Annotated in this window: 17 protein-coding genes and 1 pseudogene; 13 read left to right on the top strand and 5 right to left on the bottom strand. The window is 69.7% G+C overall.

What is annotated here, in order from left to right; all coding sequences use genetic code 11:
- The first annotated feature begins 258 nt into the window (after positions 1–258).
- The 6 genes from FBY22_RS08670 to FBY22_RS08695 all read left to right on the top strand — a co-directional run bounded on the left by FBY22_RS08670 (position 259) and on the right by FBY22_RS08695 (position 5,404).
- Complete coding sequence (locus FBY22_RS08670) at positions 259–462, top strand: cold-shock protein (protein WP_003973099.1); 204 nt, start codon at positions 259–261, stop codon at positions 460–462.
- Between the two features lie 345 nt (positions 463–807).
- The gene (locus tag FBY22_RS08675; protein WP_142143817.1) at positions 808–2,307 is read left to right on the top strand and encodes a DEAD/DEAH box helicase; all 1,500 of its coding nucleotides are present in this window, start codon (positions 808–810) and stop codon (positions 2,305–2,307) included.
- A gap of 46 nt (positions 2,308–2,353) precedes the next feature.
- Complete coding sequence (locus FBY22_RS08680; protein ID WP_142143819.1) at positions 2,354–2,758, top strand: CBS domain-containing protein; 405 nt, start codon at positions 2,354–2,356, stop codon at positions 2,756–2,758.
- 50 nt (positions 2,759–2,808) lie between these two features.
- Complete coding sequence (locus FBY22_RS08685; protein ID WP_142143821.1) at positions 2,809–3,117, top strand: SCO5918 family protein; 309 nt, start codon at positions 2,809–2,811, stop codon at positions 3,115–3,117.
- Between the two features lie 1,504 nt (positions 3,118–4,621).
- Entirely contained in the window at positions 4,622–4,960 is a 339-nt protein-coding gene (locus FBY22_RS08690; RefSeq protein WP_142143823.1) for a MerR family transcriptional regulator, read from the top strand.
- Between the two features lie 240 nt (positions 4,961–5,200).
- Entirely contained in the window at positions 5,201–5,404 is a 204-nt protein-coding gene (locus tag FBY22_RS08695) for a cold-shock protein (RefSeq protein ID WP_030212004.1), read from the top strand.
- A gap of 263 nt (positions 5,405–5,667) precedes the next feature.
- Here the strand turns inward: FBY22_RS08695 and FBY22_RS08700 are convergent, their stop codons facing one another.
- Positions 5,668–6,228 (bottom strand): hypothetical protein, encoded by a 561-nt coding sequence (locus FBY22_RS08700; RefSeq protein WP_174267109.1) that lies wholly within the window; start codon positions 6,226–6,228, stop codon positions 5,668–5,670.
- A 394-nt stretch (positions 6,229–6,622) separates the two neighbouring features.
- On the opposite strand from FBY22_RS08700, the gene FBY22_RS08705 reads away from it, so the two are divergent.
- Positions 6,623–7,279, top strand: a complete 657-nt coding sequence (locus FBY22_RS08705) for a hemolysin III family protein (RefSeq protein WP_260844970.1) — start codon at positions 6,623–6,625, stop codon at positions 7,277–7,279.
- A gap of 261 nt (positions 7,280–7,540) precedes the next feature.
- On the opposite strand, the pseudogene FBY22_RS08710 reads toward FBY22_RS08705, so the two are convergent.
- Together FBY22_RS08710 and FBY22_RS08715 are read right to left on the bottom strand one after the other, a co-directional pair.
- Positions 7,541–8,457 (bottom strand): annotated as a pseudogene (locus FBY22_RS08710) (PP2C family protein-serine/threonine phosphatase); the annotation flags it as partial.
- A 152-nt stretch (positions 8,458–8,609) separates the two neighbouring features.
- Positions 8,610–9,632 carry a DNA-directed RNA polymerase subunit alpha gene (locus FBY22_RS08715; RefSeq protein WP_142143827.1) on the bottom strand — a complete coding sequence of 341 codons (1,023 nt, stop codon included), beginning with the start codon at positions 9,630–9,632 and terminating at the stop codon, positions 8,610–8,612.
- Between the two features lie 541 nt (positions 9,633–10,173).
- On the opposite strand from FBY22_RS08715, the gene FBY22_RS08720 reads away from it, so the two are divergent.
- The 4 genes from FBY22_RS08720 to FBY22_RS08735 are packed head-to-tail and all read left to right on the top strand — an operon-like array spanning position 10,174 to position 14,009.
- Positions 10,174–11,154 (top strand): site-specific integrase, encoded by a 981-nt coding sequence (locus FBY22_RS08720; protein ID WP_260844757.1) that lies wholly within the window; start codon positions 10,174–10,176, stop codon positions 11,152–11,154.
- Between the two features lie 26 nt (positions 11,155–11,180).
- Complete coding sequence (gene pcaC / locus FBY22_RS08725) at positions 11,181–12,491, top strand: 4-carboxymuconolactone decarboxylase (RefSeq protein WP_142143829.1); 1,311 nt, start codon at positions 11,181–11,183, stop codon at positions 12,489–12,491.
- Between the two features lie 49 nt (positions 12,492–12,540).
- Positions 12,541–13,176 (top strand): MBL fold metallo-hydrolase, encoded by a 636-nt coding sequence (locus FBY22_RS08730; protein ID WP_142143831.1) that lies wholly within the window; start codon positions 12,541–12,543, stop codon positions 13,174–13,176.
- A 53-nt stretch (positions 13,177–13,229) separates the two neighbouring features.
- Positions 13,230–14,009 (top strand): exodeoxyribonuclease III, encoded by a 780-nt coding sequence (locus FBY22_RS08735; protein WP_142143833.1) that lies wholly within the window; start codon positions 13,230–13,232, stop codon positions 14,007–14,009.
- Between the two features lie 4 nt (positions 14,010–14,013).
- Here FBY22_RS08735 and FBY22_RS08740 read toward each other — a convergent pair whose 3' ends face one another.
- Entirely contained in the window at positions 14,014–15,780 is a 1,767-nt protein-coding gene (locus FBY22_RS08740) for an SGNH/GDSL hydrolase family protein (RefSeq protein ID WP_142143835.1), read from the bottom strand.
- A 166-nt stretch (positions 15,781–15,946) separates the two neighbouring features.
- On the opposite strand from FBY22_RS08740, the gene FBY22_RS08745 reads away from it, so the two are divergent.
- The gene (locus FBY22_RS08745; RefSeq protein ID WP_142143836.1) at positions 15,947–16,354 is read left to right on the top strand and encodes a DUF6278 family protein; all 408 of its coding nucleotides are present in this window, start codon (positions 15,947–15,949) and stop codon (positions 16,352–16,354) included.
- Positions 16,355–16,456: 102 nt separating this feature from the next.
- Entirely contained in the window at positions 16,457–16,711 is a 255-nt protein-coding gene (locus FBY22_RS08750) for a hypothetical protein (RefSeq protein ID WP_142143838.1), read from the top strand.
- Positions 16,712–16,760: 49 nt separating this feature from the next.
- Here FBY22_RS08750 and FBY22_RS08755 read toward each other — a convergent pair whose 3' ends face one another.
- Positions 16,761–18,326, bottom strand: coding sequence for a CocE/NonD family hydrolase (locus tag FBY22_RS08755; RefSeq protein ID WP_142143840.1), 1,566 nt, complete (start codon positions 18,324–18,326; stop codon positions 16,761–16,763).
- Between the last annotated feature and the right edge of the window lie 36 nt (positions 18,327–18,362).

Raw genomic sequence — 18,362 nt, forward strand, 5'->3', positions numbered from 1 at the left:
GTTTTTGGAGGGTCGCGCAGCGGGAGTTTTTGCCGCGAAGAGCGGAGTGGAATTATCCAACGCACAGGGGCGGCTCCGGCGTGCTACTGTCTATCTCAGTTGCAGTTGTGGTTCCCAAAACTTCAAGTGCCCCCGCCAGGCTTCTGCCGGGCGAGAGGACTTTTGTATTTCCGGTCATTTCCGGTCGGGGTAATCATCGCGGCGACACGGCGTCCGCGCAGTGCGGACGCCGATGCACTGCCCCAAAGGAGATATGACATGGCTGCTGGTACCGTGAAGTGGTTCAACGCGGAAAAGGGCTTCGGCTTCATCGAGCAGGACGGTGGCGGCGCCGACGTGTTCGCCCACTACTCGAACATCGCCGCGCAGGGCTTCCGCGAGCTGCTCGAGGGCCAGAAGGTGAACTTCGACATCGCGCAGGGCCAGAAGGGCCCGACGGCCGAGAACATCGTTCCGGCCTGACGCTCACGCGCAATCCGTAGCTGGGGCCCGCATCCCTCGGGGTGCGGGCCCCAGCTGCACGTGTATTCCGCAGCGGCTTTTGCCCGCGGGACGACTCGGAGGAACCCGCAGTACCACCACAAGCGGTTCCTCCCCCAGGGCGCAGGCGCGTCCTGAAGCGCTGCACCGCAGCGGGCGCCCGGATCTCAAGGTCCCCATCGCGTCACCCATTTCAGCACCTGTGCCCACGGATGTTTCCGCCGGCCAGATCTGCTTTCTTTTGTCACCGGTCCATACTTGTAATTCTCCGTGCCATGCATCGCGGCGGGAATTCCTTGATATGTGCCACATCGAGGAAGGTTCCGCATGAACCGCACGTACACGAACGACCGCTCCGCCCGCGCCCGCGCCCGTGACGGCCGTGCCGATGCCGGAAGGGGCGGCAGCGGCTACGGCTCGCGGGCACCGCGTCGTACCGGCGGCCCCGTCCGCTCCGGCGGTTACGGCCGTCGGCCCGCCGCCGTGCAAGGTGAGTTTGCGCTGCCCCGGACGATCACCCCCGCGCTGCCCGCCGTCGATGGCTTCGCCGATCTCGGCATGCCTGAGCAGTTGCTGGCCGAACTCGGCAGGCAGGGTGTGACCGCGCCGTTCCCGATCCAGGGAGCGACGCTGCCGAACTCCCTGGCGGGCCGTGACGTCCTGGGCCGCGGTCGCACCGGTTCCGGTAAGACCCTGGCCTTCGGCCTCGCCCTGCTCGCGCGTACCGCTGGGCAGCGTGCTGAGCCCCGTCAGCCGCTGGGGCTGATCCTCGTCCCCACGCGTGAGCTGGCACAGCAGGTGACAGACGCGCTGACCCCGTACGCCCGTTCCGTCGGGCTGCGGCTGGCCACGGTGGTAGGCGGCATGTCGATCGGCAGGCAGGCCGGCGCGCTGCGCGGCGGAGCCGAGGTCGTGGTCGCGACACCGGGACGGCTCAAGGACCTCATCGACCGCGGCGAGTGCAGGCTGAACCACGTGGGCATCACGGTGCTGGACGAGGCCGACCAGATGGCCGACATGGGTTTCATGCCCCAGGTCACCGCGCTGCTCGACCAGGTGCGCCCCAAGGGGCAGCGGATGCTGTTCTCCGCCACCCTGGACCGCAACGTCGACCTGCTGGTACGCCGCTACCTGACCGACCCCGTCGTGCACTCCGTCGACCCGTCGGCCGGTGCGGTCACGACGATGGAGCACCACGTCCTGCACGTCCACGGCGCCGACAAGCACGCCGCCACGACCGAGATCGCCGCCCGCGACGGCCGCGTGATCATGTTCCTGGACACCAAGCACGCCGTCGACCGGCTGACCCAGGACCTGCTCAACAGCGGGGTGCGGGCCGCCGCGCTGCACGGCGGCAAGTCGCAGCCCCAGCGCACCCGCACGCTGGCGCAGTTCAAGACGGGGCACGTCACCGTGCTGGTGGCGACCAATGTCGCGGCGCGCGGCATCCACGTCGACAACCTCGACCTGGTCGTCAACGTCGATCCCCCGACCGACCACAAGGACTACCTCCACCGCGGAGGCCGCACCGCCCGCGCCGGTGAGTCCGGCAGCGTCGTCACCCTGGTCACGCCGAACCAGCGCCGAGGCATGGTGCGTCTGATGTCGGACGCCGGAATCCGGCCGCAGACCACCCAGATCCGCTCGGGCGACGAGGCCCTGAGCCGGATCACCGGCGCCCAGGCCCCGTCCGGCATCCCGGTCGTCATCACCGCACCTGTGGTCGAACGCCCCAAGCGCAGCGCCACCTCCCGAGGCCGCCGTCGCCCCGCCTCGGCGACCAGGCGCACCCCCGGACGCCAGTCCGGCTTCGGCGCGGTGGCCTAGAACTTTCGTGATCAGGAAGCCGGCCCATCTCTGCAGGAGGCACCTTTTGACGCTGATTCAGACACAGTCCCAGTCGGCGGACGCCGACCCCGCCCACAGGACAGCGGTGGAGGCCATGGACGCGGCCGGACCGCAGGTCTGTGACGACATGAGCGTCGAGGTGGCGCTGGCCGTCATGGCTGCCGCCCGCACGGTCCGACTGGTCGTCTGCGACCAGGACGGCCAGTGCACCGGCCTGGTCACCCATGCCGAACTCGCCGCCGTCCGTGACAGCTCCGACTACACGGACCGTGTCCGCCTGCGAGACATCCTCGGCGACCACGGTTCGTTCGCCTCACCCGTGACCACGATGGCCGAAGCCGAGCACGCGATGCGCACCCGTCGGCTCGGTGTCCTGCCGGTGGTCGACGAGCAAGGCAGCGCCCTGGGCGTCCTCGCCCTCTCCCGCTGAAACACCCGGCCCCTGATCGGACCGTTCTTCCCTTCTCTCTGTGAGGCCACATGCGCTGCGTCATCGCCCGCTTCCCCTTCGAGCTCACCAAGGCTGGCGTGCTGGAATCGATGAAGGGCATCAAGCCCGAACCGGTCACCGGCCAATCGGTGATCATCGGCCGCCGCCACTACCCCGTCAAGCAAGTCGGCCAGGTCATCACGCGCCAGGACCGCCGTGACTTCAGCGCCGCCGAAGTCCTGCGGGCCATGGCTCAGCTCGGCTTCACCTGCCGCGCCGTTCCCAAGGCAGCGCCCCTGGGCATTCTCAGCACGATGCAGCACGCTTCCGCGATGCTCGGCACCCCCGTCATGGCCTGATCGGGTAAACAGACACGAGCCGACACCTGAGCAGCAATGTCGGCCCGACCCGTACGCCGGTCGGGCCCACACCTGTGCAGCGGGTTCCCGTCACCGTTGCCCTGCAGGATCCGGGCGACAGGGAACTGCAGGCGCGTGGGCGGCCCGTCCTCCTTCACGGGGCGTCGAAGACGGCGGGTGAACTCGCCCGAGTGGGCGAAATCCCACGGCACAGCCGACACCCTCTGCCTCCACAGCGCTTCGGCTGCCGGCCGACCGGGTGACGGCAGCGCCACCGGTGGCCGCGGCCAGGGACTTCTGGTGCTACCCGACCCCTGTGCCCCGCCCTCCACCTGCCAACCCCGCAGAGCCCCAGTGCTTGCCTGAGGGGGCGGAGGACCACGGCCGACGCATGACGGCACCCGCTGCCGTGAGCCCGTGTCTCCGCAGCCCGCGGACTGCTCGCGTCAGGGGCCGTACCGGTTCGCCACCAGCTGCTCGATCATCCCGGGATCGTCGAGGGCGGCCCAGGGCCTTCTGTCACGCTCGTCAACGGCCGACCTGGGGGCGTCACGGCTAGAAACGTCCGTGCCGGTCGGTGGTGTTCTCACGAGACGCAGTGTTGGCCGGTGCCGCCGACGGTAGCCGCGGCGCAGGCGCGGCGACGCCACGCCCAGCCCGACATGCCACGCGGTGGTGGGTCACTGTGAGCGCCGGACAAAGCCTCGCAGCTGCTTGAACCATCCATGGGTACCGGTCGAGGCGGAGCACCTCATCTTCCAGCGCCCGGAAATCTATACCCGCTGGAGTAGACATTGGCCGACGGTGTGGTTAGGGTTTCTGTCGTAGCCGAGATCAAGAGAGGCCCGGCAGAGATGAACTGCCGGGCAGCAGTACGCAGTTGCAGTTCGCAGGACGGTGCGGTGGTGGAGTTCCGAAGCCAGAGCGGTTGCAGGACGGCGACGGGACTGACGACCGGACCGGGTGGCCCGCAGTGATCAGGGGCCGCCATGAGCAGTACCGCAGTGGCAGTACCAGTAAGTGAAGGTTCGCTGTACCCAGCAGTGAAGTTAGTGAGCAGTACCTCGGTGAAGGCGTCGGCTGCGGGCGCGCGCACCGGGAGGTTCGGCAGTGGAGTTCCAAGCCAGAGCAGACGCAGGAGGGGCGACGGGGCTGGTTGCCGAAGAGTGGCGCTGTTCGAGGCCACCAGCAGTTCGCAATACCAGTAGTACGCAGTTCCCGTTAGTGAGTAGTTGATCAAGAGGGAAGAACGGAGGAGCCGAGCGCCATCAGGATCGCCCGGGCGGAAGTCTTGGACCCGGGTACCGCAGGACATCGATAGTGAGGTGGTCTCCGGTCGAGCAACCGCGATCCCCGCGCCCCCGACAGCGTCTCGGTCGGGTCTGCGGAAACAGAGGGCCGGTGCAGTATCAGGGCCGGCAGATGGTGTAGTAGTTCCTTCGGGGCCCTGGTGCCAGTACGGCGCCAGGGCCCCTCAATGCGTGCCACAGAACAGAGAGGTGCAATGACAGCAGACGACATGTTCGGCCGTCTCGATGACGACGACTACCCCGCCTACACCATGGGCCGGGCCGCCGAGATGCTCGGCACCACGCAGAGCTTCCTCCGTGCCATCGGCGAAGCCCGCCTCATCACCCCGCTGCGCTCCGCGGGCGGACACCGCCGCTACTCCCGCTACCAGCTGCGCATCGCCGCCCGCGCCCGGGAACTCGTCGACCAGGGCACTCCCATCGAGGCCGCCTGCCGCATCATCATCCTCGAAGACCAGCTCGAAGAAGCCCGGCGCATCAACGCCGAATACCGCCGCGCCACCGAGTCGGCGAACCAGACCGCAGCAGCGTGAGATGAGCGTGCCCCTCCGTGTCGGCGGGCACCGCACGCATGCTCTGCCGTGTGGCGTCGTTTCCTGTGGTGACGCGGCGTGTGGCCGTGTAGCGTCTGCCTCAGCTGTCGTGGTTCGGAATTCCCTCTTGCCCACGCCTTCGGTGTGGGCGTTTTGCTGTGCTGTGCCGCAGGGACCAGGGCGATCACCTCTGCCTTCCACATGGAGTGGTAGGCGTTCATCGACTGGAAGGCATCAGACATGGCAACGGGAACTGTGAAGTGGTTCAACGCGGAGAAGGGCTTCGGTTTCATCGCCCAGGACGGCGGCGGCCCGGATGTCTTCGCGCACTACTCCGCGATCAACTCCACGGGGTTTCGTGAGCTCCAGGAGGGCCAGGCCGTGACGTTCGACGTCACCCAGGGCCAGAAGGGTCCGCAGGCCGAGAACATCACCCCGGCCTGACCTCACAGACCCGCCCGAGGGATCGCGCACACTGCGCCCGGTGAGCGCCGCCCGTGTGGTCTTTGCCGTCCACCGGGCGAAGCGCCTGCTCTCGTGCAGGGCTGCAAGATCAGGGGCCGCGCAGCCGTGGCTGCGCGGCCCCTGATCTGTTGACACGGGTGTGACCTCGGCCGAACTACCTGACCTCAGTTGCTTCGAGCGTCGTCCGGTTCGTGTGCCGCATGCCCTGCGCCTCTGCGCGCGCAGTTCGGAGCGGTAGACGGTCAGGTGCCCGTCCAGGCGGCGAGGAAGGCTTGCCGTCCATCCGGATCGTCCCATCTGCGGTCCGCATGCAGAACGCGCCAGGCGGTGAGCTCGAGATCTCGGAGCCACAACTCGCCGATGACCTGGGTCTTGAGGTCGGGCAAATGGTCGGACTCGGCGAGGGCTTGACCGATCACCTCTCCGGCCGCCACGCGCTGGGGCGGAGTCATCTCATCGATGGCCGAGAGGATCTGCCTGGCCAGGGCCGTTCCCTCTCCTTCCAGAGAACGCAGCACCTGAGCCTTCATGTTGACGGGTAGCAGGTACGCGGTGCCCGACGACCTCCACAGGTCCGACCAAAAGCGTTCGCCTGCCTCGGTGGGGGCAGGCAGCGCGGCCAGCAGCCCGAGGAGACGGCCGGTGGCCGCGTAACCATCGGAGTGGGCGGCTGCGACGACTGCGATGCCGGCGACGCCCTCCACATCGAGCCGGCCGGCCTCGAGATGCGGAGCCAGGTCCAGTTGGTGTTCCAACTGGTCTGCGAGGGCGGTGGATACGTGGGGGCGGACGTCAGGAAGCATCGGCGATCCTTGCGCGTAGGCGAGCGAAGATGCCCGTTCGGAAGCCCTGATCTTTCCCATGGTCGGCCGTTTTACTCGGCTTCGGCAGGCCCGATCGGCGGGAGGGTCAACGGGACTGGAGTTCACGCGGTGGAGAGTCCGGGCCCGGCGACGTGGCTCTGGGGTTCTGGACCGACCTCCCATGAATGCCTGCCGGAGTGAGGTCTTTTAGCATTACCGCATTGCTGCCAGTGACGCCCAGTCGCCCGGGGGAGAACGAGAAGCAGTGTCCCGTGATGCCGCTGAAGTCGAATACGGTCACGCCGCCTCAGCGCGTGGAGAGCGCCGTGAAGGCGGGCTACCCGACGGATCGCAAGGCGGACACGCAGGGGAGAAGGCTCACTCGGTCTCCGCCCTGGCGGAGTGGGCGGCCGACCTCGCCGAACCGATCAAGCCTAAATTGCGTGGCTGGCTCCATGCCGGAATGGTCCCCGCCGCACTGATCGCGGGCGTCGTACTCGTCTGCCTGGCCCGTACTCCGCAGGCAGTCCTGGCCTGCGCCGTGTACTCGGTCACCGCCTTGCTGCTGTTCGCAACGAGCGCCGTCTACCACCGTGGCACCTGGGGACCACTGGGCGAGGCTCTTCTACGACGACTCGACCACGCCAACATCTTCCTGATCATCGCCGGCACCTGCACCCCCCTGGCCGTGCTCCTCCTGCGGCCTGAACAGCGGTCCATGCTGCTGTGGATCGTATGGACTGGGGCATTGGCCGGCATCGTGTTCCGGGTCCTGTGGGTCGGAGCCCCGCGATGGCTGTACACCCCGTGTTACCTGGCCCTGGGGTGGGCGCCGGTGCGCTACCTGCCCGACTTCCTGCACACCGGCGGAGCGGCCGTAGTCGTCCTGATCGTTGTCGGCGGTCTCCTCTACAGCGCGGGCGCGGTCGTCTACGCCCTGCAGCGGCCCGACCCCTCACCCCGCTGGTTCGGCTACCACGAGGTCTTCCACGCCCTGACCGTGGCAGCCTTCACCGCGCACTACATCGCCATCTCCCTGGCCACCTACTGAGGGCGCGGCGACGAGTACTGCCTCGCTCGCCGCTAATACTTCCTCCAACTTCCCCCACCACTCCGAGGATTGGTGGCGAAGGGCCTGTTCCACCTGCTCGTCACCGGTGTGGTGGTCCTGACCGCTGTCTTCGTCCCTGTCAGGCGGCGCCTGGGCCGCCTCCGGAGGCGCCTGCCCCGGTGAACGCCGCCATCCTGGGCAAAGCACCCCTGGGGCGTCCGCCCAAGGGCCCGCAGCAGCCGGGACCGGAGAAGGCCCGAGTCATCGTCCGGGAACGCTCTGCCTCGTCCGCGACGGGGCGGACGCGTCGGTGAGGTCGGCACCGGTGTCGTCGGCCCGCCGGGAGTGGCCGACGCCCTGCCAGTCCAGGCACATGACCGTCGCATCGTCCTGCAGGTGACCGTGGTGGGCCTCGACGATCGCCGCGATGAGGGTGCGGGCGGCCTCGCGGGGGTGGAGCGCGCGCGTGCGCACGATCAGGTCGGGCAGATCGAGGCTGCCTGCGTTGCACTCCAGCATGCCGTCGGTCAGCATCACCAGCCGGTCGCCCGGCCGCAGGTCCAGCGATTGGACCCGGTAGCTGTGAGGGGCAGGAAAGCCGAATGGCATATCGATCTTCGGAACGATCTCCCGCACCTGTCCGTCCCGCATCCGCAGCGGCCAGGGATGCCCGGCGTTGATGAACTCGGTCTCGCCGTCGATCAGGCTTATCCGCAGAAGCTGACCGTCACGTAACCCTGGCGGCCGTGCTCGCGCATGGCCTGGTCTGCCTGGCGGGCCTGTTCGGCCAGGCCGGCGCCGGCCCGTCGGGCCCGGCGCAGCGCGCCCACCAGCAGGGTGGCCAGCAGTGCGGCGTCGAAGTCGTGACCCATGGCGTCGGTGACGGAGAGCTGGACCGTGTCCCGGTCGATCACGTAGTCGAAGGTGTCACCCCCTACATGGTCGGCCGGCTCCAGCGCCCTGGCCACCGCGAATTGCGCCGCCTCACACGCCAGCGACGACGGCAGCAGCCGGTGCTGGATCTCCGCGGCCAGGCTCAGTGGGACGGTACGGCGGCCCCACTGGTACACGTCGGTGTAGGACCGGTTCGCGATGACGATGTAAGCCAGGGCGTGCGCGGTCTCGCCGATCTCCCGCATCACCTCCGCGTCCGGCGCCGCGGGCAGGAACAAGTGAAGTGGCGAAGCTGCGCCGCTCTATCGTCGGCTGCCTTCACCAGGGTTTGTGCGCGGGCGCGGACCCGGCGGAGGCCGCCCAGCGAGCAGGCAACAGCGTGGAGGTTCGCTGTCCCCGTACGCGAGGTGTCTCGATGACCGGCGCAGCGCAGCGTTCAGTATTGCTCGGTCTCCACGAAACCCGCGTCCGGTGCGTCGTCGGCGCCGAAGGCGTCGGCAGCGGCGGTCGGGTCGAATCCGGGCGGGCTGTCCTTGAGGCCCAGGCCCATGCCGGCCAGCTTCGCCTTGACCTCGTCGATCGACTTCGCACCGAAGTTGCGGATGTCCAGGAGGTCCGCCTCGGAGCGGGCCAGGAGCTCACCCACCATGTGAACGCCCTCGCGCTTGAGGCAGTTGTACGAACGGACCGTGAGCTCGAGCTCCTCGATCGGCAGCGCCAGGTCGGCGGCCAGGGCGGCGTCCGTGGGGGACGGGCCCATGTCGATGCCCTCGGCGTCGATGTTCAGCTCACGGGCCAGACCGAACAGCTCGACCAGGGTCCTACCGGCCGACGCCAGGGCGTCACGCGGACGCATGGCCTGCTTGGTCTCGACGTCGACGATCAGCTTGTCGAAGTCGGTGCGCTGCTCGACACGGGTCGCCTCGACCTTGTACGTGACCTTGAGAACCGGCGAGTAGATGGAGTCGACCGGAATACGGCCGATCTCCTGGCCCAGCTGCTTGTTCTGGACGGCGGAGACGTAGCCGCGACCGCGTTCGACGGTCAGCTCCATCTCCAGCTTGCCCTTGCCGTTGAGCGTGGCGAGGACGAGGTCGGGGTTGTGCACCTCGACACCGGCCGGGGATGCGATGTCGGCGGCGGTGACGAGACCCGGGCCCTGCTTGCGCAGGTACATCACGACCGGCTCGTCGTGCTCCGAGGAGACGACCAGCTGCTTGATGTTGAGGATCAGGTCGGTGACGTCCTCCTTGACGCCCGGCACGGTGGTGAACTCGTGCAGCACGCCGTCGATGCGGATGCTGGTGACAGCGGCGCCGGGGATCGAGGACAGCAGGGTACGGCGCAGGGAGTTGCCGAGGGTGTAGCCGAAGCCCGGCTCCAGCGGCTCGATCACGAACCGGGAGCGGAACTCGTCGACGACCTCTTCGGTCAGGGACGGACGCTGAGCAATCAGCACGGGGTATTGCCTCCAGTGGTTTGGCGCCCGCTGTGCGACGCCGTAGACACCACGAAGGGTACGGGCGGTACAGACGATACGGCCTCCGTGGGCTGCGCTGCACTTCCTCGTGGTGCACGGCCCCCGCAACCGCAACTGCCGCACGGGATGAGCCTCAGTGCTCATCCCCGATGGCGTGACCTTGTACTCGGGTCCTTCGGGGTGGGCTCCTGATCGAGGTGCACCGGGGATGGTGAGGCTGGAGTCCGCCGGTGGTGAGCGGAACATAGACCATGATCGCCGGTTGGCCAAACCGGCGATGGTGACGACCATTGAAGTTGTCCCATTCGGCTGAGCTCGGCGGGGGACCCGTACCAGACAAGGTGACCGCGGCGCCCTTCGCTGAAATGCAGCGGCGCCTGTGCCTGCGTGGAAGGGTTCCACGCCCTCGAGGAGAGTGAGCAGTCCTGTCTAATCGGGAGGCGAAGGTCGAGTACGCGCGCATCACGAACCGTCGCTACGAAGGGACGTTCATCGAGCCCAACGAGATCACGGTGATCGAATGCTGGATCAGTGGCTCGACAGGAAGGCGGAGGATCTGGAAGAGAGCACCGTTTACAGCTACAAGATGACCCTGGCTCGTGTCCGGGGGAAGCTCGGGCACATTCGGCTCCAGGAACTGACCGAGGACCACGCCGAGGCGTGGATGAGGTGGGCGCTTGGGGAGGGCCGCGTTCGTGGTGACAAGGCGGGTGCGGGCCTGGGGGTGACCTCGGTTGAGATGTCCCTGGCGCGGCTGAAGGAGGCACTGAACCGGGCAGTGGCCCGGCGCCGGATTGCCGCGAACGTTGCCCAGGAAGTCACGATCCCTCGGAAGGCGCGCAAGGCGGAACGCAGTGCCAAGGCAGTCGTGCAGCCCTGGAACGTCGAGGAGGTTCATGCCTTCGTGCGCGCGGTGAAGGACGACCGCCTCTACGCGCCTCTCCTTCTCTCGCTGATGGGCCTGCGGCCGGCGGAGATCTGTGGCATGTGCTGGGCCGATGTCGACCTGAGCGCGGCGACCTTGACTGTTGCCAACACGCGGATGCTGATGGGGAACAAGACCGTGGTGGAGAAGGACACGAAGTCCCTCGCCGGTGAGCGGCAGCTTCCCCTGCCCGATCTGGTTCGGGAGGCGCTGGCGCGTCTCAGGGCCATGCACGTGGCCGAGGAGCTGGCGGCGGGGAAGAGGTATGAGGACAGCGGGTACGTGCTCGTGGACGAACTCGGCAGGGCGCTCAACGGGCGGCAGCTGCGCGAGCGGGCGTACAAGGTCATGGACGAGCACGGGCTGCGCCGGGTCCGCTTGTACGACGCTCGCGCGAGTTGCTTCACGTACCTGGCGAACAACGGTGTGCCGGATCACCTGCTGGCCCGGTGGGCCGGGCACACCGACGTCAAGACCACGAAGCGCTGGTATGTGAAGCCGGGTGTGGAGGATCTTCGGCCGGCGGCGGATACGTGGGGAGGTCTGGCGAGCGTCTCCACCCCCGCTCCTGCATAGAGTGTGAGATGTGGGAGCGTGGGCGGGTGAGTGAGACGAACGTCGAAACCCTGCAATACCGCTTTGACGGGCCAGAACAGGCGCCGGTCCTGGTCATGGGATGCTCCCTCGGTGCTACATGGCACATGTGGGACCGCCAGGTCCCGGAGCTGACCAGGCAGTGGCGTGTCTTCCGCTTCGACCTGCCGGGACACGGCGGCGCACCCGCCTACCCGGCCGGGTCGGTCACCGAGCTCACGGAGCGGCTGCTGGCCACCCTCGACCGGCTCGGCGTGCAGCGCTTCGGCTACGCGGGCTGCGCGCTCGGCGCCGGCCTCGGCCTGGAGCTCGCCCTGCGCCACCCGGAGCGGCTGGCCTCGCTGGCGGTGATCGCCGCCTCGCCGCGCTTCGGCACGGCGGACGAGTTCCGCCAGCGCGGGGTGATCGTGCGCACCAACGGGCTGGACCCCATCGCCCGTACGTCCCCCGACCGCTGGTTCACCACCGGGTTCGCGGCGACGCAGCCCGCGATCACCGACTGGGCCGTGCAGATGGTGCGCACCACGGACCCCGGCTGCTACATCGCCGCCTGCGAGGCGCTGGCCTCGTTCGACGTGCGGGGTGAGCTCGGCCGGGTCGGTGTGCCGACCCTCGTCCTCGTCGGTTCGGACGACCAGGTCACCGGTCCCGCCGAGGCCCGCACCCTGGTCGCCGGCATCCCCGACGCCCGTCTCGCCGTCGTGCCGGGCGCCTCCCATCTGGTGCCGGTCGAGCAGCCCGCCGCCGTCACCGACCTGCTGGTCCGGCACTTCTCCACCGCCTGGCAGCCCGGCTACGTAGAGTCCTCCACCGGCCAGATCGCGATCCCGGCGGCCCCTCTCAAGGCCGCCATCGCCGCCCAGCCGCAGCCCCGGCAGCCCGCGCCCATCGCCGAGATCGCACCGCCCGCCGCCGTCCCCTCGCCGGCGGCCGGACACCCCGACCTGTACGACACCGGCATCAAGGTCCGTCGCGAGGTGCTCGGCGACGCGCACGTCGACCGGACGCTGGCCGAGACCGACGCGTTCTCCGGGGACTTCCAGGAGCTCCTCACCAGATACGCGTGGGGCGAGATCTGGAACCGGCCCGGCCTCGACCGTCGCTCGCGCAGCTGTGTCACCCTCACCGCCCTCGTCGCCGGCGGCCACCTCGACGACCTCGCCGCCCACACCCGGGCCGCCCTGCGCAACGGCCTCACCCCCCTCGAGATCAAGGAGGTGCTGCTGCAGGCGGCCGTCTACTGCGGCATACCGGCGGCGAACAGCGCCTTCAAGGTGGCGCAGCAGGTCATCCGGGAGGAGACGACACCCGAGGAGTGACCCCGGGCCCGGGTGGGTCGGCGGGCGGGTACGACGGCAGGATGGATCCATGAAGCTCACCAAGAAGTCGCACTCGTGCGTGCGCCTCGAAAAGGACGGGCGCACGCTCGTCCTCGACCCCGGGGGATTCAGCGAGGAGGACGCGGCGCTCGGCGCGGACGCGATCCTCGTCACGCACGAGCACCCCGACCACTTCGACGAGGGGCGGCTGCGGGCGGCCATGGAGGCCGACCCGGGCGCCGAGATCTGGACCCTGGCCTCCGTCGCCGGGCAGATCTCGGCCGCCTTCCCCGGCCGCGTGCACACCGTCGGCCACGGCGACACCTTCACCGCCGCGGGCTTCGACGTCCAGGTCCACGGCGAGCTGCACGCGGTGATCCACCCGGACATCCCGCGCATCACCAACGTCGGCTACCTGATCGACGGCGGCAGGGTCTTCCACCCCGGCGACGCCCTCACCGTCCCCGACCACCCCGTCGAGACGCTGATGCTCCCGGTGATGGCCCCCTGGAACAAGATCTCCGAGGTCATCGACTACGTCCGCGAAGTCCGGCCGCAGCGCGCCTACGACATCCACGACGCCCTGCTCACCGACCTCGCCCGCCCGATCTACGACCGGCAGATCGGGGCCCTGGGCGGCTCGGAGCACCTGCGGCTGACGCCGGGCGGCACGGCGGAGGTCTGAGCCCGGACGGCGGGCGGGAGGCGTTGTCAGTGCCGCCGGGTAGGTTGTGGGGCATGCGCATCGCGACCTGGAACGTGAACTCGATCACCGCCCGCCTGCCGAGGCTTTTGGCCTGGCTGGAGAGCAGCGGCACCGATGTGCTCTGCCTGCAGGAGGCCAAGCTGGCCGAGGAGCTGTTCCCGTTCGACCAGCTGCGCGAGCTGGGCTACGAGGCGGCGGTGCACGCGACCGGCAGGTGGAACGGCGTGGCGGTGCTCTCCCGCGTCGGCATCGAGGACGTGGTCAAGGGCCTGCCCGGCGACCCCGGTTACGACGGCTCCACCGAGCCCCGAGCGATCTCGGCGACCTGCGGCGAGGTCCGCGTCTGGTCGGTGTACGTACCCAACGGCCGTGAGGTGGACCACCCGCACTACGCGTACAAGCTCCAGTGGTTCGAGGCCCTGAGGACCGCCGTCGCCGGCGACGCGGCCGGCAGCCGCCCCTTCGCGGTCCTCGGCGACTACAACGTCGCGCCGACGGACGACGACGTCTACGACAGGGCCGCCTTCGAGGGCCTCACCCATGTCACCCCGGCCGAGCGCGCCGCCCTCGCCGCCCTGCGCGAGGCGGGCCTGTCGGACGTGGTCCCGCGCCCCCTGAAGTACGAGCACCCCTTCACGTACTGGGACTACCGCCAGCTGTGCTTCCCCAAGAACCGCGGCATGCGCATCGACCTGGTGTACGGCAACGAGCCGTTCGCGAAGGCGGTCAAGGACGCGTACGTGGACCGGGAGGAGCGCAAGGGCAAGGGCGCCTCGGACCACGCGCCGGTGGTCGTGGACCTGGACGTCTGACGCCTCACAGCAGCCTGAGGTCCACCGACCGGGCGAGCGCCGCCAGTCCCGCGTCCCCCGGGTGCAGATGATCTCCGCTGTCGTACACGGGCAGCATCCGCGCCGGTCGTGCGGGGTCGCGGACGACGGCGTCGAAGTCGAGGACGCCGTCGAACGCGTCCGTCGCCCGGACGAACTCGTTGACCGCGACCCGCTCGGCGTCCACGGCGGGGGTGCACCTGGCCTCGCCCTCGCACGGCAGGACGGTCGCCACCAGCATCCGCAGCCCCCGCGCGTGCCCCCGGCCGGCGATCTCACGCAGCCCGGCGATCACCTGCTGCGCCGTCGTGCCCCGCCGCACGTCGTTGACGCCCTCGAAGACGATCGCCGTGCGCGCCGAGGTCTGGGCCAGGGCGTCGCGGTCGAGGCGGTGCAGCGCGCTCACACCACCGGTGTCCGTGGACACGCCGTCCCCGGGATACCCGTCGCTCACCACCTTGTTCCCGGAGATGCCCAGGTTGAGCACCCCGTAGCGGGGGACCCGGTGCTGCTCGCGCAGCCGGTCGGCCAGCACGTCGGGCCAGCGCCGGTTCGCGTCCCGCGTCGAGTTGGTGCCGTCGGTGATCGAGTCCCCGATCACGGCCACCGCTCCCGGCCCGCCGCAGACGTCCACACCGGTCAGCAGCGGCCAGCCGGTCAGCGTCGTGGTGAACGCCGCCGCGGAGCCCTCCGCCGTGTGGTCGCCGGGCGCGCTCAGGTACGACCGCTGCATCGCGACCCGGTGCACGGGCGCGGCCGTCACCGGGTCCGGCAGGTGGAAGCTCACCAGCAGGTTGGTGTCCTCCGGCACCGCGAAGGACAGCGGGTCGCTGAACACCTGTGCCCCCGCGGGGATCTCGGCCCCGGCCGCTCCCCGGAAGGACACCGGCACCGGCGCGTCCAGTGCCGCCGCCCCGGCCGCCTGCACGGCCACGGTCGCGCTGCCGATCCGCACCGGAGCCGCCGCGAAGGTGTTGTCGAACCGCAGCCGAGCCCGCGGACCGCCCGCCGACGTGTGCACCACCAGCCGCAGCGTCCTGTCGCTCCACGGCCCCACGGCCGGATACCCGGACGTCGCCGCCGCCCAGCTCCCCGTCCAGCCCGCCCCGGACGCCCGGACGGCCAGCGCGAACACGTGCAGGCCGGTCGCCCGCGGCAGCCGGACCGAGGCGACCGGGCGATCCCCGACCAGCGGCACGGTCACGACGTACAGCCTGGCCCGCTCGGTGAGCCGGCCGCCCGGGGTGTTGACGTGGGGAAGTGCCACCGCCTTCGTGGCGAGCGGCCCGGTGCGCCAGTCGGGAGCCGTCAGCACGTACGAGGAGCGGGTGCCGTTCGTGTACGACACCGAGCCCGCGCCGCCCGGCTCGCCCCCGCCGGTGCCCGTGACCAGGAAGGCGAGCGCGTCGCCGCGCCCGCGCACCCGCACGGACTGTCCGTCGGCCCGGACGTTGTCCGGCTCGCCCGGCTGCCGGTCCGGCCAGGTCAGCCGGGCACCCTGCACGGTCAGCGCACGGCCCGGCGTCCATCCCGCGGCCGCCAGATCGGCCGCCGAAAGGGAGGCGCCCGAGCAGTCCAGGTCCGCCGCGGCCGGCCGGGAGTCGTCACTGACGGCCCTGTTGTCGAAGAGCCACTCCAGCGGCAGCGGCTTCGCCGGGCGGCCCGCGACGGCCTCGGCCTGGGCCGAGACGGCCGGCACCAGGGCGGCGAAGAGGACGATGGCGATCGTGAAGCCCCGAACCCGTCGGCTCACGCTCCGACTCCTCCCGCTCACCCGTGGGACGAAAGACGCAGGGTGAAGCTAGGGAGGCGGGAGGGGTCCGTCAACGAGGCGTGCACGGACTCGGCGCGAAATCACCCCGAAGTGACCATCCGCGCGCCTGTGGTGCGCACGCCGGTGCGAGTGACAGGCTGGACGTATGAAGATCCCTTTTCTGGGCCACCGGCACGAGGAGTACGGCGCCCTCGATCCCGAAGGCATCGCCGAACTCCTCGCCGAGTGTGAGCTGCTCCGGTCGCTGGCGTCCCGAGAGGGCGTACAACTCGACGACTCCGCCGCGTCGTTGGAGGACCTCGACCAGGTCGTGCCGCGCTGGCGGGACGACGAGGAGGTGCTGCCCTGGCTCGGCAACGACGCGGGGCTGTACCTGGGCACGGTCATCGTGCGCACGGTCCCCGGCGCCGCCTGGGAGATCCGCTCCGACGGCCAGCCCGTCGTCCTGCTCGAATCCGGCCGGGAGTTCGACGTCGTGGAATCCGGCCAGGAATGGGCGGCCAGCGGCGCGCCCGAGCTCTCGCAGCTGTACGCCGAGGTCGCGGAGTCGTAAATACGGCTAATGCCCGAAAAGTGCGTGTCGCGTATCAACTGGACGCCGGGCCTGGATAGTTTGCGGCAACCACGACACAGCTGAGAGTGAGTAGGGCTGCGTATGGCCGTCGATCCGTTGATCGAGCTGCGTGACGTCGACAAGAACTACGAGGAGGGGGAGGTGCTCGTGGTCCCGGCGCGGCTTACCGGCGGCCGTCGGCGGCGCGGGGCCGTCACCCGCGCCCTGGCCACGGAGCCGGAGGCGCCGCGGTGCGGCCGGCCTGCCCCCATGCCCACCCCGGAGGCGATCGCCGTCACCGACGAGCCGGGCCCCGCCCGCTCCGCCGCCGACCGGGTCCTGCTCCTGCGGCACTGAACCCCCACACGTACCGACAGAGCCGAACCCGCCCGGCGGCGGCCGGAGATCACTGCTCGCGCAACGGAATCGACACGTACGACGGGTCGTCCGCCGGTGAGGAGAAGGTCAGCTGCGCGCCGGACGGGTTGTGCTCCATGTAGAGCGGGTCGACCGTGTCGACGACCAGGGCCAGCCGGTGCCCCGCCGGGACGTCGTAGGCCGTGGAGAACAGCTCCAGGTCGACGCCGAACGATTCGCCGGGCGTGCGGCCGTGGAAGGTGTACGGCGCGTTGCTGACCAGCTTGCCGAGGCCGAGCGGTCCCACGTCGTACAGGTAGGCGACGAGGGTGCCGCTCTCCTTGGTCGGGGTGAGCGTCGTGTGCAGCTTCGCGGTGCCGCGCACCCGGCGGCCCGTGGCGTACTTCTCCGACTGCCATACGGCCGCCCAGCGGCGGGGGAGCAGGGGGATGGCCGCGACCGGCGGTATCCGGGCGACCTGGTCGAGGATGCTGGACAGGAAGACGATCCCGCCGTCCGCTCCGGAGTCGACGTTGGTGTGGATCGTGGTGGTGCCGCCCAGGGCGATCCTGTCACGTGTCTCGCCCACCGACTTCCAGTCCGGGTATCCCTCGTAGCCGCCCGTCGAACGGGGCTTGAGCTGGACCGGCTGCTCGCGGTCGATGCCGTTGTCCGCGCCCTTGAGGTAGTGGTCGAACCAGCGCTCGGTGTCCGTCCAGACGTCGTTGGGCAGTCCGAACAGCCCGGTCAGCTCGGCAGTCGCGTGGTCGCCGGGGCGGAACTCCAGTCTCTTCGGGACGGTCAGCTTCTCGTAGAAGTCGGCGTACTGGTTGGCGGGGAAGACCGTGTCGCCCCAGGCGTTGGCCATCAGGACGGCGGCGCCGTTCTTGTTCAGCTGGTCCACATATGTGGCGGCAGAACGTTTCTTCCCCCAGTCGATGAGGTCCTGCTCCTTGGCGAGGTTGGAGGCGTAGAAGTCGTCGAAGACCTGCCGGACCTCGGGGTCCTGCCGGCCGGTGACCACGCTCACGCCGTCCAGCAGGGCCGCCGCCTGGACGTGCTGGGTGCGGCCGGAGTAGATCGAGCCGATCAGGTCGGCCCAGCCGCTCAGCGAGGCGACCGCCTTGATCCGCTTGTCGTGCGCGGCGGCGAGCAGGCTGATCCCGGCGCCGTAGGAGACCCCGCCCATGCCGATGTGGGCCGCGTCGGCCGGGGTGTTGGCGAGCGCCCAGTCGATGACCTTGGAGGCGTCGGCCGTGTCCTGCGGGCCTGCCACCTCCACCTGCCCGCCGGACTGCCAGAAGCCGCGCACGTTGTAACCGACCACGATGTAGCCGGAGTCGGCGAGCTTCTGCGCCTGAGCGAGGTATTCGACCTGAGGGAAGCCCCAGCTCGTGGGGAGCACGATCAGCGGGTGGCGACGGGTGCCGTCGGCGCCCGCGGGCAGGGTGACGTTCGCCTTGAGGATCGTGCCGCCGTCACCGGTGATGTCGACGAATCGGACGGCGCTCGTCGCCTGGGCGGCGGGGGCGAGCCCGAGGACGCCACCGGCGATCAACGACGCGGAGACGGCGCCCACGGCGGTCGTGCGCAGGGCCCTGCGATGGTGTCCCACGGTCACTCCTCACTTGGTCAGAGCAAAGTGACCAGA

The sequence above is a fragment of the Streptomyces sp. SLBN-31 genome (genome assembly GCF_006715395.1).
Classification (GTDB): Bacteria; Actinomycetota; Actinomycetes; order Streptomycetales; family Streptomycetaceae; genus Streptomyces.